The 14130-nt window shown below is 38.6% G+C and carries 10 protein-coding genes; 7 read left to right on the forward strand and 3 right to left on the reverse strand.

The features are described from left to right. Nucleotides 1-535 precede the first annotated feature (535 nt). Together ACFEL9_RS01750 and ACFEL9_RS01755 are read left to right on the forward strand one after the other, a co-directional pair. Nucleotides 536-1843 (forward strand): site-specific integrase, encoded by a 1308-nt coding sequence (locus tag ACFEL9_RS01750; RefSeq protein WP_385885583.1) that lies wholly within the window; start codon nt 536-538, stop codon nt 1841-1843. 466 nt (nt 1844-2309) lie between these two features. Beyond that, the gene (locus ACFEL9_RS01755) at nt 2310-3797 is read left to right on the forward strand and encodes a Fic family protein (RefSeq protein WP_385885585.1); all 1488 of its coding nucleotides are present in this window, start codon (nt 2310-2312) and stop codon (nt 3795-3797) included. A 77-nt stretch (nt 3798-3874) separates the two neighbouring features. Here the strand turns inward: ACFEL9_RS01755 and ACFEL9_RS01760 are convergent, their stop codons facing one another. Both ACFEL9_RS01760 and ACFEL9_RS01765 read right to left on the reverse strand, forming a co-directional pair. After that, nucleotides 3875-7234: a TOTE conflict system archaeo-eukaryotic primase domain-containing protein gene (locus tag ACFEL9_RS01760; RefSeq protein ID WP_385885587.1), complete on the reverse strand. Its 3360-nt coding sequence runs from the start codon at nt 7232-7234 to the stop codon at nt 3875-3877. 223 nt (nt 7235-7457) lie between these two features. Beyond that, nucleotides 7458-9011 carry an IS630 family transposase gene (locus ACFEL9_RS01765; protein WP_385885589.1) on the reverse strand — a complete coding sequence of 518 codons (1554 nt, stop codon included), beginning with the start codon at nt 9009-9011 and terminating at the stop codon, nt 7458-7460. A 288-nt stretch (nt 9012-9299) separates the two neighbouring features. Between ACFEL9_RS01765 and ACFEL9_RS01770 the strand changes: the two genes are divergently transcribed. From ACFEL9_RS01770 to ACFEL9_RS01790, 5 genes are all read left to right on the forward strand, one after another. After that, nucleotides 9300-9638 (forward strand): helix-turn-helix domain-containing protein, encoded by a 339-nt coding sequence (locus tag ACFEL9_RS01770; protein WP_385885591.1) that lies wholly within the window; start codon nt 9300-9302, stop codon nt 9636-9638. Between the two features lie 89 nt (nt 9639-9727). Next, nucleotides 9728-10675, forward strand: coding sequence for a DUF8464 domain-containing protein (locus tag ACFEL9_RS01775; protein WP_385885593.1), 948 nt, complete (start codon nt 9728-9730; stop codon nt 10673-10675). Between the two features lie 108 nt (nt 10676-10783). Next, the gene (locus ACFEL9_RS01780) at nt 10784-11164 is read left to right on the forward strand and encodes a plasmid mobilization protein (RefSeq protein ID WP_385885595.1); all 381 of its coding nucleotides are present in this window, start codon (nt 10784-10786) and stop codon (nt 11162-11164) included. Beyond that, a complete protein-coding gene (locus tag ACFEL9_RS01785) occupies nt 11161-12129 on the forward strand; it encodes a relaxase/mobilization nuclease domain-containing protein (protein ID WP_385885597.1) in 969 nt (322 codons plus the stop codon). The genes ACFEL9_RS01780 and ACFEL9_RS01785 overlap by 4 nt, the downstream gene beginning before the upstream one ends. Nucleotides 12130-12169: 40 nt before the next feature. After that, nucleotides 12170-12538 carry a hypothetical protein gene (locus tag ACFEL9_RS01790; RefSeq protein ID WP_385885599.1) on the forward strand — a complete coding sequence of 123 codons (369 nt, stop codon included), beginning with the start codon at nt 12170-12172 and terminating at the stop codon, nt 12536-12538. A gap of 77 nt (nt 12539-12615) precedes the next feature. On the opposite strand, the gene ACFEL9_RS01795 is transcribed toward ACFEL9_RS01790, so the two are convergent. Next, nucleotides 12616-14022 carry a cyclodeaminase/cyclohydrolase family protein gene (locus tag ACFEL9_RS01795; protein WP_385885601.1) on the reverse strand — a complete coding sequence of 469 codons (1407 nt, stop codon included), beginning with the start codon at nt 14020-14022 and terminating at the stop codon, nt 12616-12618. Nucleotides 14023-14130 lie beyond the last annotated feature (108 nt).

Consider the following 14130-nt stretch of genomic DNA (forward strand, 5'->3'; position numbering starts at 1 on the left):
CATTTGAAGCAGAAGTTGATTCATCCAATATCATTGAAAAGACCGCTCTACATCCTTAAAAACCAACACTCAACTTCTGCCGTCCGGTAAATCGAATTAAAAGGCCATCGTTAGAAACGATAGCCTTTTTTTTATTTAATAGATATCGCGGCCCGATTTGATAAAACTGCGTTGCAGACTAGCAGGAGGTTAACGGGCAATTTTTTTTGGAATGCTATCTACCGTGGTAAGATGACACTTAATTTTTTATTGAATACCGGGGCTGGCTTTAGGGTAAGAATTGGGCTATTTGAATAGACTCAAAAACAAAAAAGCCCGCAATATCAAAGATTTGCGGGCTTTCGATTCGATTTTGACTCTTGCGGACCGGACGGCGGGCTGCCTCTATTTTACATCTTCCTATCATTTTACACATCCTTACATTACGAACTAATTTTCAAAGAATTAAATAATTTCTTTGGTTGTTCTGCATTTTATCTTCACATGACTTGATAGGCCCGACATAGAGGAAATGATAGAGTATAAACGTCAAGTTATGATATATGCACTCAAACCGGTCTGCAAGAAAGACTGGAAAAGAAAAGATGGAACCAGCCTGATTTTTATTCAGTACTGCAGAGGCGCTAATCAGCGTGTATTGGTTGATACTCAAATTGCGATTCCACCAGAATACTGGAATCGAAAACTTTTAAAAATCCGTAATGATCTGCCTTCGCAATTTGGTGATGCTGGCGAATTTAATGAACAATTACACCAGATGATTCGAATTGCCGAGGACATAATTACTTTCTGTTTGAAAAACACCCGGGAGAATCCATTGTTCTTTCTTAAGAAAATTTTTTCACCGGATTTAGATGTGTCAACCCTTGAGCAGCGAAAAGATGTCACGGGTAATCTGGATGTCTATGTTCAGTTCGATGATTATATCGAATCAAAGAAAAGGAGAATTGCGCCTTCCACGGTAGATATTTATAGAGAAGTAAAACGATACCTGCAGGCATTTGAAAAATTCAGAGGGAGGAAAATAACTTTTAAATCCTTCGATGTTGACTTTTATCACGATTTTGTGGAGTTCATGACCTTCGATTATGTTTCTTATCGCTATACGAAAACAGGATTAAAAGGTTTAAAAAGAAATACGATGGGCAAAGCTATAAAGCATCTACGATTATTTCTTAAAGATAGAATGCGGCGTAAAATTATTCTTCCAATTGACCTTACTGAATACAAAGTATTCGAGGAAGTGGCCGATGCCACTTATCTCACCGCGTATGAAATCGAAACGATTTATAAACTCGATCTTTCTTTAAATCCGAAACTTGAAATACCAAAAGATCTTTTGGTTTTAGGTTGTCTCACCGGATTGCGATTTTCAGATTTCAGCAATATTCAGCCGGAAGACATCAGGAACGATAAGTTATATATTAAGCAACAAAAATCAGATCACTGGGTAGTGATACCACTTCGTCCGATTGCCCGCGAAATACTTATAGCAAAATTTAAGGGACAGATACCCAGAACATCGAATCCTGAATTTAATGAGGACATTAAAAAGATCTGTCGGGTTGCGGGGATTGACGAATCAATCAAGTTTTCTTATAAAAAAGGTAACCGGGACATTGAGGAAGTAAAACCAAAATATAAATGGATCACTTCCCATTCCTGCCGTCGGTCTTTTTGCACCAACGAGTTTTTAGCTGGAACACCTGTTGAATTGATAATGAAAATAAGCGGCCATAGAAGCCTGAAGGATTTTTATAGGTATATTAAGGTTACACCTGACCAGGCGGCTTACCAGATTGAGAAAATATGGAAGGAGAGGGAATTGATGGCAACCATTTAATGGAAGTTATATTTTGTAGTAAGATAACCAGGTTAAACTTGGCGCAACCGATATGAAATATAAAAAGGGCCTTACCTGGATCTAATTATTGCTATTGGGCGATCTGGACTAATTGCCCTAATTCTGTGACATAAAATCGTCAAAATTGCCCATATTTTGTTACAAAAAATTGGAGGGAATGGCTCCATTTTACGACACAAATGAGACTTTTTCGATATAAGTAAATCATAATGACCGATTTAATTCATTGAATAACGATCGTCTTTAATCGGATAAATTTTGATCGCTGAACAAATTGGATGAAAATATTTCCATTTTTGCTATTTTTGGCGTAAATTATTTTATTTGATGATTTTTTGGAGCACGAAATTTCATACTTGGTTTAAAAAATTTCTAATTTTATTACTTATGGATTAAAATATTTCCATTTCTGTCTAACAAATCAAATTGGGAGGAAAATATTGCAATGAACAGGCTGCAGGAAATCATCATAGGAACCAAAGAAAGATCCAAAGAAATAGGGAAGCTTGAAAAACAGGGATTGGTGCGCAAAATAGCTCCAAGGGTTTATACTTCAAACTTAGAAGAAGCACCTGAAAAAATTGTGCGACGCAACTGGTACCGGTTGATCTCTGAACTTTTTTCCGAAGCTTTTCTAAGCCATAGAAGCGCTTTGGAACGTATGCCCACTCCCGGCGGACATCTTTACCTTACCCGAAACTATAAGGGTGTCGTGGAATTGCCTGGGCTGATCCTGCATTTCTCAAAAGGCCCAGACGCATTGGAAGAGGATACTTTGTTCTTTGGCAATCTGAAAGCCTCCGGGCTTGCACGGGCATATCTTGAAAATCTCCAACGAACAAAGGGGGCAGGTGAGGAATCTAAAACGCTAAGCCGGGAACAGCTTGAGGAAAAAATAGAAGCCTACCTACGGGTCAAAGGGGAAGACGCCTTAAACCTCGTACGTGACCGGGCAAAAACAATTGCACCACAACTGGGCATGGAAAAAGAATTTATCGAGCTTAATCAATTGATCACTGACCTTCTGGGCACCGGACTTTCTAAGAATCTGGTGAGTCCTGTTGCCAGGGCCCGGGTACTCGGTGAGCCGGTTGATCCCGACAGAATACAACTGTTTGAGTCGGTATATGAAGAATTGGCAAAAAACGATTACCCGGATTACCCGGATCAAAACAAGAGTGTTCAGTCTTACCAAAACTTCGCTTTTTTTGAAAGCTATTTTTCAAATTACATAGAGGGTACCGAATTTACTGTTGATGAGGCTAAGCAAATCATTACTACGGCAATGCCATTGCCTGCCAGAGATGAAGATTCGCATGATGTGTTGGGAACTTATCAGATAGTTTCCAATCGAACCGAAATGTCTATTTTACCCAATTCTCCAGATCACCTGTTAAAGTTGTTACGGGAACGGCATGCCATATTGCTAAGTGCAAGAAAAACAAAAAATCCCGGTGAGTTCAAGGATAAAAATAACCGGGCTGGTACTACTGAGTTTGTGGATATGGAACTGGTGCCGGGCACACTTAAAAAAGGGTTTGATTGGTATAGTCTGCTACAACACCCTTTTGCAAAAGCTGCGTATATGATGTTTATGATAAGTGAAGTGCATCCCTTCCTGGATGGAAATGGAAGAATGGCACGGGTAATGATGAATGCAGAGCTAAGTTCAAAAGGCTTGTCGAAGATTATTATACCAACAGTGTACCGCGAAGATTATATGGGTGCACTGAAAAAGCTGACTAAGCAGAGGGATGCCGAAGCATACATAAGAATGATGCTTCGTGCCTGGGAATTTAGCAGCCATGTACATCATGAAAGTCTCGATGCTATGGAAAAATATCTGATAGCATGTAATGCATTCCTGACTTATAAAGAAGGTTATTTAAAAATAATCCCTGATAATTCACAAATCAATACAAGCAGAGAATAAAGTGGATACTCATAAAGCTGACGTTTGGCAAAAGCGATATTGTTCGTTGAACTAGACCATATTATTATGACAGAAAATTAGATCAACTTTTCTTCCAACGCCCCCTTCCATAAAACAAATCCTTTCTTCGCATCCGCATAATCGTGAATGACCCTGCTAAAATTATTACTCTCTTTCTCCAAAAAAGTTTGTCTACCATTTTGTTTTATACCCCTGAGTATTGCTTCAATCTCTCCAAGAGCAATTCGTAAAGACTCCCTTGTTCTATCTGCATGCCATATATAGGTTGCCTCTTCGGTATCTAATGTTTCCCATATAATATGATATTTCTTTTCACCCGCTAATAAGAATAAAAAAGAAAATGGCTGTAAGACAAATCTTAATTTCAAAACCGAGGCTTCATGTTTAGAGGAAAGATATTTTAGCTGCAAATAATGCTTCGAGTTCTTAATGTTTAGAATGTCATCAAATAGGGCAGCTTCGGATGAAAATAATCTCTTCCCTTCGTCATATGGACTCAACAAATCCTCCATCGTATGGATAGATTGATCATCCGCAGCCCGGCCTTTTCCTTTAAAAATCTCCCGCTTTACAAACTCGAATCGAACACTATCAATCATGTGACAGTTTATGCTATCAATATCCTCTGAAATAGCCGTTGCTGATAGTATCTGGCTGGCGGTATATTTTATAGTAACATTTACGGAGAATAATTTCTTCTTCAAGGCTTTTATGAAATAGTCACGTATGGCTGCAAACTCTGGTCTTATATCTGGGTTAGCGATTTCGAATATGATTTCCTGGCTAAGTTCCTCAATGAAGATGGGAAATGAAATACTTCCAAATAAGAAATTAATTTTCCCAAAAGGCACTTTCATTGTTTTCAAAACAATATACCCGGTAGGAGCAAGCTCTTTTTTATCATCTTCAATTCTTTTAGTTTCAATAATAGGCTGATGTTTTAGTATAACGGATCTTAAGAAACTACTTGTGTCCAGGCTTCTAAACTTTATTCTTTCAATTCCATAAAAATAAAATGAACCCTGTCTGCCATCTGTAACCTTGCTAATTAGGAAATCATAGTCAGTAATTTCTGTAACTAATTCCCCTTCCTCTTCATTATAACTATTAACACGTAATCTCCAGGCTACACCATCTTTAAATTCTTCAACAGGCAATGGCAAATCAAGACATTCAACCGGGAGTAAATTACCAGTAGTATTGATATAAAAACCAGCCCCCTGAAAGACCAGCAATATTTCATTCAGGTTTGTTAGTTGTCCTGACTTCATCAATTTCCGATAATACTTATTGCGCTGCCTGAACAGGTTGTTAAGGTATTCAATTCTGCAATCCCTGTAATCATATATAACCGGGGCAACCGGGCTTCTCTGAACCCGTCCGATATATTGAATCAGTTTACCTTCAAAAGAAAAAGGATAAGCTAAAACCAGGCAATCTAAAACACCGATATCCGTCCCTTCTCCAATAAATTGACCGGTGGCGATCAGTACCTGGAAATCGCTACTATCAATTAATTGTAGTTTCGCTTTCTTAGATTGTTCGCTATCTTCTCCGGTCAATGCAATTGTTTCACAAGTGCCTTTCAGATATTGTTGTAATATATCAACATGGGCTTTCCGCTCGGTTAATACAAGTATTTTTCTGCCAGCCCTTACTTCCCTTATAATATCTTCTACGATCATTTCATTTCTTGCCGTATCATGAATAAGGATATTTAAAAGTGTTTCAGTTTTATCCGTTGAGGCATTAAACGGCGTAAATAATTCTGTGTTTTGAATGATTACCGATAATTGTCTATTCTGGTTTGCAGTTATAGGGATGACCACTTCATGAATTATATCGCCAATGTGAATAAATATCAGCTTTTCATCTTTGTTTTTTCTAATAGGAGTTGCTGTAAACCCATAGAGGTAATAAGAATGGAAATGCCGTATTACTTCCCGGAATGTTTTGGCGGGAATATGATGACATTCATCTACTATAATTGTTCCAAAGGCATGATGTAATTTGTCTTTGTCTGGCAGATCTGGATTTTGCAGGCTTTGTATCATCGCTACGGTAATTTCTTGCCCAATTTCATAGCTACTACCATTAATTTTTCCTATTTGGAATTTTGGAATACCCAGAAAAGACTGAATCCTATCCACCCACTGATCAAACAATTGCTTTCGATGAACGATGATTAAAGCAGGTTGCTGCTTTCTTGCTACAATTTCTAAACCCATTACCGTTTTTCCTGCCCCGGGAGGCGCAACGATAACGCCAAAGTCTTTTTTATTTGTGATTTCGACAGCCTCTTGTTGATAGTCATACAATGAAATGGAAGAAGTAAATTTAACCGGTTCAAGTTTCGTTCTTTTATCTTCAAGCTGATATGGTATTTTTTGTTCGTTACAATATCGGAGCAGCCTGCCAATAATACCCCTTGGCATAACAATGGTATTCTCTTTTTCCTCTACTGTTTCAAAATACATTTGCTTACCATAAGTACTTCGTCCCGACCTCTTTTTAATAAGATAATCTACATTCATAAAATTCAGATTATCCTTTAGGTATTTTGACAATAAAGGATCTAAGCCAAAGCGTGGCAATACGACCTGATTACTGAGAATGACTGTGAACTCGCCATTCAAAGAATTTGTAGCAACTGCTCCAATAGCAGAACTGGTAAGTTTATTATCAATAATGCCCTCATACAATTCATCCAGCGTTTTCATTTTTACCTTTTGGACGGTTTTCAAGAACGCCCATTGGTCAGGAAATTGGTTTAAATTTTCTGGATGAATAAAACAGGCATTACCATTCTCCATAGCCTTCTTCTGTAAAGGCAAAGCAATAAGGTTGCCCAAGCCTTTACCCGAATGTCCATCCTGATTGGGAAATAGCCTGTCAAAATTTGAATTCTTTTCCACTTCAGATATGATGCCCGAAGATTTGAGGAGTTGAATAAATAGCTGCCTGCTTTTAAATGCCGGATAGGGTTCTTCAAAAAACATCCAGACATGGCCACCTGTACCAGATCTCGAACGTTCCAGGTAAACAGGCAGATTATGCTTTTCACATTCCAGCATGAATGTCCGGCACTCGTCTATCCAGCTTTTGGTTTTGGCGGTGGACTGGTCAAAATCAGCCGCTATAAGCCAGGATGTATTATCCTGCAATAAAGGATAAACCCCTACGATTTCTTTTCCGGATAGATGGTTCAGCATTCTTTGATCCGTCAACGGTGCATACTCTTTATTTTTAAAATCCTTTAACGTGCCACCTTTTGTCTTGTGCATTTTAAATTGATCCCAGTCCAGGATATAGGCAGGCATATAACCGCTTTTGCCATCCCGTTCCCAGCGAATCGCAAAGGCATCCTCCCGGCCTTTAAAGAGTGATTTGAATATTTTCAGGTTCTGCACCATCATCTTTACTTAAAGGCAAAACTAAGAAAAGAGCAGCTTGGCAATATGCCATGCATCTTATGCGTTTAAAGTAAAGGTTGTATCAAAATTGAATAGATTTAAAGGCCGCTGTAAAGGGTCGTTCGCCAGTCAAATTAAGAACTTCCCGGATTTGATTTAGTAGTTAGAGAGCAGAATAAACACACTAGGAAAATACAGCATTCCATTAAGCAATTTTGTATACTTTTTATCGCCATTTTGGATCCTTATAAATCGTAGCCTCATTAAAAACGGATACTACCTGCTCCTTTCCCCATATCTTATTTCCTGCTCTCTTGGGATTTGCCATGAAATATTCATTCCTTTCTTTAAAATAGAGATCAATTGCCAATTTACACTCATTCACCGATTTGTAATTACTATTATGAATTATGGCTTTGGCCATACCACTGAAAATCGATTCTATTACATTCAGAAATTGTGCAGACGCCGGTAATGGGGCCAGTTCTATAGCAGACGTACCATGCGTTTCCCTGTATTCCACAGAATTAATTTCATCAATCCTGGTATAGAGTTTTTTTGATGCATGCCAAGATGCCGCATCCCATGAAAAAAATATCCGGCTTTGCCCTTTATATTTCTCAATAAGTAGTCCAACCAACTTAATCATCTCTTCTGTATTCTTTTTTACTGAGAAGAAATGTGTGACTTGATTTTGCGACAATTCTAATGCAGCAGTACAAATCAAACAGCCTTTAGTTTTTTGCCATTGGGGATAGGATTTTATTTCATTCCGTCGAACCAGTGCTCGCCCTCCTTTACGTTTTACAGCAAATGGCCCAAATTCATCAACTGAAAAGAATTTTTCATTTGCTTTAAGGTTTGATAGGATTGATGTGATTTTAGCAAGTTTTTCCCTATATAAAGGGTCAGGACTTGTTAATATTCTCTTGGCATGCTTAAATGCATAGCCTTCACTTCTTATGTATTCTGAAATTGTGCTTTTACTTACCTCTACCCCATAAGTTTTAAAATAAGCTTTGGAAAGGCTTTTTATCCCCCAGGACGCTCTATTGATTCCATGTAGTTTTGGTGTTTCATGAATCAATTTTATCAGGTTATCCTTTTTATGACGAATATTTTCCCTAATCTTTTCATTTACCATTCGGGGTCTTTTTGTTAGCCCTTCTATTCCAAATTGTTTATACGCCTGAATCCATCTCTTTATTTGCCGCGTTGATCTCTCAATTTTTTGTATCAATTTAATTTTAGAAACCCCTCTAAAACTTTCTAAAATAACGACTGCTTTTGTCCATTTAGATTTATCATTCGAGCGCCTCCATTCCATCAATATTTTTCTATCAGTTTCAGGAATTGTTTTTATTCCCCAATGTCGGTTACCGATTAACAATCTGTTTTCACCACACCACCTTGAAAAAAACGTAGCGAATTGGGAGTAACTATATCCATTAGGTATCGCTTTTTTATATTCTTGCCATTCAACTTTTCTGTTTGATCCATTATTAGATATTGCTTGGAAAATCGCTGGAAAAAGCTCAATAAGCCTGGGATCACTTCCAATTTGAGGCACAAAAGGATGAAATGAAGACAAATAAACTTTAAAGTTGTTGGCATCTTTGGGATACAGATTTCTAAATTTATTTACATCTGCCATGTACTTTCTAAAAGTAATTCTTGAAATTTTCAATGTTTTAGCAGCCGCTCGGATATTCATTGGATAGTGCTGAGAAATGCGGAATATTTCTGTAATTTTTCCTATCGAAATCTTATGTGCTGGCATATACAGATTTTTTGGGTGTAGAAAATCTCATTAAAACTCATATTAGGCCCTTTCCGGATTAGTTGACATTGCTTATATGAAGGTATTACGAAGTTGTTCAAAGTACTATTTGCTTAGAATTTTGCATTCCCTTTTTAGTGGTATTACAACCAAGTCTGTAAATACCCGTCAAACCCATTCAATCCCAACCACTTATTTTTCCAGGACGACCTGAAAATTTTCACCCCTCTTTACACTCTTACTTTGCTTCTGTAAACTTTTTTTGTGCAGAAAGTAAAATGAGGCGACATGGAACAAGAAGTAAATGCAAATGCAACTGCTCCTTTTTTGTTAATTCAAAAACCGCAGGAGCTGATCCGATTATTTGAAAGCCTGATTGACCAGAAGATCAGGGAAGTACTGACAACAAACACTCCGGTTAAAAACTACTATCCAGACGAGGATTCTCCCTTTCTATCTTCTAAAGACGTTGAGAAGATTTTTAAAGTAAGCCGGCAGACCATCAATGACTGGCGAAAGTCGGAATTACTGCAATCTTTCAAAATCAAATCCCGGCGTTTTTTCTTTAAAGAACAGGTAGAACAATTACGAACGCAGTTAGCAGAAAAAAAATCTATTCCGGGTTAGGGCTCTGATATCAATACGCGCTGAGAGCGTTGCTCATTTTTAACCATTCCAGCAACTCTTACTATTTATTATTTTTTAAACCCAATGATATGACAACCCGAAATATATCAATTACAGAAGCGAAACAAATAGATATGATTGATTTCCTGAAGAGCTTAGGACATACTCCTCAAAAAATCAGAAATAATGATCATTGGTATTTATCTCCTTTAAGGGAAGAAAAATCACCTTCTTTTAAAGTAAACCGTCAACTAAATGTATGGTACGATCATGGCACCGGCGAGGGTGGAAATTTAATAGACTTTGGAATACGATATTTTAAATGTTCAGTAACTGAATTATTGCAAAAATTATCCCTTCAACAAAGCCCCGGCTTTTCTTTTCACCCGCATAGCTACCAACCGGCTGGTGAAAAGAAAAAACCCTCACACGAAGCCGGTAAGATCCGAATAATCAACAGTTGGGAGATCAGCAATCCTGCATTACAAGAATACCTGGATGCCCGGCAAATTCCCCTGGCTATTGCCAACCAGTTTTGTGAAGAAGTAAGCTTTGAATTATACGGCAAGAAACACCTGGCTATCGGTTTTAAAAATGACAATGGTGGTTATGAGTTACGCAACCAATATTTCAAAGGAAGCAGCACTCCAAAAGAACCAAGATTGATCCCGCAAAACGGTAATAAAGACCTGGCTGTTTTTGAAGGATTTTTCAGCTTTCTTTCTTTTCAAACGATACAACAATCCGACATGAAAGTTTTGATTGACCTGCCAACAATTCAGGCCGATTCGTTGGTCTTAAACTCTGTTTCATTTTTTGAAAAGAGCCGGGAACGCATGGAGCAATATTCAAATATTCATTTGTTACTGGACCGTGACAGGATGGGTGTCAAGTGCACCCAGCAGGCTCTTCAATGGTCTTCAAAATACAAGGATCAAAGTAGACATTATCACCGTTTCAAAGACCTGAATGATTGTTTAATCAAATCAGTAAGCCCCGAACTAAAGCAAAGCCACAGGCGTGGAAGACATCTTTAAAGTTTAGGAGCCAGCTATGTTTCGGTTTTACCGAAACGCTGGCTTTTCTCATCCGCCGGCTGGCGGATTCTAAAAGACATTGCAGCAGACAGTGAAAAGTGAAGAGTGATGGAAGTAGTCAAACAAGACTGGAAAAATAAAGGAGGACGACCCAAAAAAGCGATAAAGCAAAATCATTTTATCGGGGTTAAATGCTCGCTGGTAGAAAAAACAATACTCCGGCAAAAAGCAAAAGCAGCCGGATTAACACTATCAGAATTTTTGCGGGAATCCGGATTGAAGGGACAAGCTGTCAGGAAAATAAAAGTGTTACCCAAAGAAGTATTACAGTTTGCCGGCACTCTCAATCACCTTGCCGCTAACCTTAACCAGGTAGCTAAAAAAAGTAACCGGATGGATGAATTAAATGCTCTTGAAAGAGCGGGCCTGCAGATGCTTTCCGGGCAGGTGAAACAGCTGGCCGTGGACATTAAAAACTATCTCCAATGATCGGGAAAATAATCATCGGAAAATCCTTCAGAGGCTGTCTTAATTATTGCCTGCATGATAAGCTTATGAAAAGTCAGGATCATGAAGCCATATTAAAAGACCGTGCAGAGGTTTTATGCTACAATCAGTGCTATGGCAATGACAAAGAACTGATACAGCAGTTTAATGAAGTGCGGCAGCTTAATCCCAGGCTTTCCAAACCTGTTTTACATATCACGCTCAGTCTGGCACCCGGAGAAAAATTACAGGCTCATGTATTGACAGAAATCGCTCAAGACTGTGCAAAGGATCTAGGATTTTCTAACAACCAGTTTGTTGCTGTGCTGCATAAAGATACCGGACATCAGCACCTGCATATTGTTGGCAATCGTATTGGCTTTGATAGAAAGACTTTGAGCGATAGTAATAATTACAAAAAGATCGCTGAGTTCTGTCGGAAGATGGAGCTGAAACATGAATTGCAACAAGTTCTCAATCCGAGACGCTACCTCTCTAAAGAATTTCGGAATATTCCACGCCTGGACCAGCGAAAGCAGCAGCTAAAAGAAGATATCAAAACCTGCCTTGTGATGGCAAAGGACTACCCGGAATTTGAACGTAAAATGAAAAACCTACGCTATGAAATAATCAAGGCAAGAGGTATTGCATTCCGTGATCCACAAAAGGTTTATACCAAGGGCAGCGAAGTTGGCTATTCGCTGGCCACTGTTGAAAAGATACTGGCACTGAAACCGGAATTACGGAAAGAGCTGCTAAAGGATATACAAACTTCCCCTGCAAGTGGCTCTGGCAAGCACTCAAGTAAGGAACAAAAAAATGAACAGCATAAAGAAAAAAACCTGGAGAAAAGCCATTCGATAAATATTCACTTAAAACCCTCTCACCCTTATACCGAGATGGTCAATCCTGCCCTACTGAAAGAAGCCAAAAAACGCAGTAAGCGGAAACGGCGAGGGCTATGCTGATCACGCAAAAAATTCAATAACAAGTAAAATATAGTATTATATGGAAAATGAACAAATACACTCAGTATTGACGGAAATGCTGGAGGAACAAAAAGAAAATACCAAACTCTTGTTGGAGATTAAAACATTGCTAAAAAAACAGGAGGAAAAAATAAACAATCCGGAAACAGAAACCGATACTATTAGCATTTCTGAAATGCAAAAACAACTATCTGATGACCTAAAGGGAATAAAGGTTTTTTTGACAACTTTGCCACGAAATATCCGGCAGGAAAAACGATTTTTGTTTTTTCCTGAACATAATGTCAGGGAATACTATTCGGTCGTACTTCGCTGGGTGCTTTATATTATTTTAGCTACTTATGGCTATTGGCTGATACGGTACGGTATCAATTGCTATATCAAATAAAAAAGCTAGTTCCAATCCATGGTTAATTTGTAACAAGCGTTTTCAGATCAGGACGGCTTTGTTTGATTGTATATCAACTAAAATTCGAAAAGGCCTAGTTCCTCCAAGCGAATGGCCATAGTTTCAATTGAAACGCCGAAAATTTTTGCGAGAGGATTAAAGGATTTACCTCCAAAATAATCCGTAGAAGCTAACACGCGAGCTAATCCCCGAGCATTTTGGCATTTTTTTCTTAATGCACTGACACTTCCAGCTCTAAGGGCAAGTACTGTACTTTCATTTATGACAAACTTTGACATGTCAAAAATTTCCACGAAAACATCTTCTACCAACGTCGCTGGCATTAAGAAATAGGTGGCAAATTTGTCTGCTTGCATTTCTTCCCGGCTCCTCGGGATAATTGAAGAGCCGTCTATTGATTTGTCACGGTGTAATACAGTTTGTCTGTGTAAAATGGCATGCCCAAGTTCATGGGCAGCTGTAAAAATCTGTGTTTCCGGAGAAAAGTTTTTAGAAACTTGAACTAGCTTTTTACTTTTATCGATTAAACCAGCAATCTCGAACAATTCTCCATCTATTTCATAAACTCCAAGCATGTTTGATTCAAGATAAGTATAGTCCATCACCTTCTTTAAGACTACATCTGGCCTTAACACCTGCATTGGATTTTCAAGCATATCATCCTTCCATATCTTATTACGCTGCAACCACAATGTATTTTGCAGTCGCCTTACGATTTCTTCGATTTCCGAATGTGAGCGGATTGAATCGGCTAGATTGCCACGTCGGAATTCAGCTATACTTTGGTGGAATGCCATGTTCTCCTCTGATTCTTTTTCAAGAACACCTAGCTTTTCAGCTCCTTTTGAGGATAGCCTATCAAAGTGCGATCTTATATTTGTTTTGTGTTGCCTTATTTTTTCCATCCATTCATCAAAAGGAATCGAAATTAGATTCAGTTCGACAATAGAGAGGCAACTAGCAACGCCTGAGATAGCGCTGTTTAAGGCAACGCCGGAATCGCCACGTGCAGATTTGAATCCATGGTCAAATACGTAAGCCGCAAAATCCCCTAGTTCCAGGCAGAATTCAGCGATCTTAAGTGGTATTTGAGTGGCAAGTTTAAGAGCCTCTCGAGCCTCTTCGGACCTCATTCTTTTTTTTAGGGGATCCAGTTCTCCGTCACGCTGCTCTCTAAGTTTTATTACCCTATCAAATTGTTCAGAATCCTCCTGAAACAACATTTCCAAGCCACTGTAAATTCGCGAATCGATCTCCTGTTTGATTCTTAGGAGCTCAGGTATATAGTCGGAATAAATTGCTCTCCGTTTTGGCTCATTGGTAAGATCAATTACGGTACGAAGCATTTGCGCTGACAACATACCGTGGAATGCTGAAGCACTTCCGGAACCCGGCTTATGGTTGCCCGCGCCAAACTTCTCTAAAAGCTTTCCCGTGGCTAAATCAGTCAGTGTTCCGTGCATTACCAAATTTACAAATAAACTGCCTTATTTGCAATGGACATCACTGTCGTCTTGTAGATGTTTGAGAGGAGATTTCTATTTAAAACGCCGCATAACGTTCGAGTATTG

Source organism: Terrimonas alba, assembly GCF_042434975.1.
Classification (GTDB): Bacteria; Bacteroidota; Bacteroidia; order Chitinophagales; family Chitinophagaceae; genus Terrimonas_B; species Terrimonas_B alba.

What these genes read in the sequence shown, in the direction of transcription:
- ACFEL9_RS01750 (WP_385885583.1), top strand. Translation starts at nt 536, where the DNA reads ATGATATATGCACTCAAACCGGTCTGCAAGAAAGACTGGAAAAGAAAA.
- ACFEL9_RS01755 (WP_385885585.1), top strand. Translation starts at nt 2,310, where the DNA reads ATGAACAGGCTGCAGGAAATCATCATAGGAACCAAAGAAAGATCCAAA.
- ACFEL9_RS01760 (WP_385885587.1), bottom strand. Translation starts at nt 7,234, where the DNA reads ATGATGGTGCAGAACCTGAAAATATTCAAATCACTCTTTAAAGGCCGG.
- ACFEL9_RS01765 (WP_385885589.1), bottom strand. Translation starts at nt 9,011, where the DNA reads ATGCCAGCACATAAGATTTCGATAGGAAAAATTACAGAAATATTCCGC.
- ACFEL9_RS01770 (WP_385885591.1), top strand. Translation starts at nt 9,300, where the DNA reads ATGGAACAAGAAGTAAATGCAAATGCAACTGCTCCTTTTTTGTTAATT.
- ACFEL9_RS01775 (WP_385885593.1), top strand. Translation starts at nt 9,728, where the DNA reads ATGACAACCCGAAATATATCAATTACAGAAGCGAAACAAATAGATATG.
- ACFEL9_RS01780 (WP_385885595.1), top strand. Translation starts at nt 10,784, where the DNA reads ATGGAAGTAGTCAAACAAGACTGGAAAAATAAAGGAGGACGACCCAAA.
- ACFEL9_RS01785 (WP_385885597.1), top strand. Translation starts at nt 11,161, where the DNA reads ATGATCGGGAAAATAATCATCGGAAAATCCTTCAGAGGCTGTCTTAAT.
- ACFEL9_RS01790 (WP_385885599.1), top strand. Translation starts at nt 12,170, where the DNA reads ATGGAAAATGAACAAATACACTCAGTATTGACGGAAATGCTGGAGGAA.
- ACFEL9_RS01795 (WP_385885601.1), bottom strand. Translation starts at nt 14,022, where the DNA reads ATGCACGGAACACTGACTGATTTAGCCACGGGAAAGCTTTTAGAGAAG.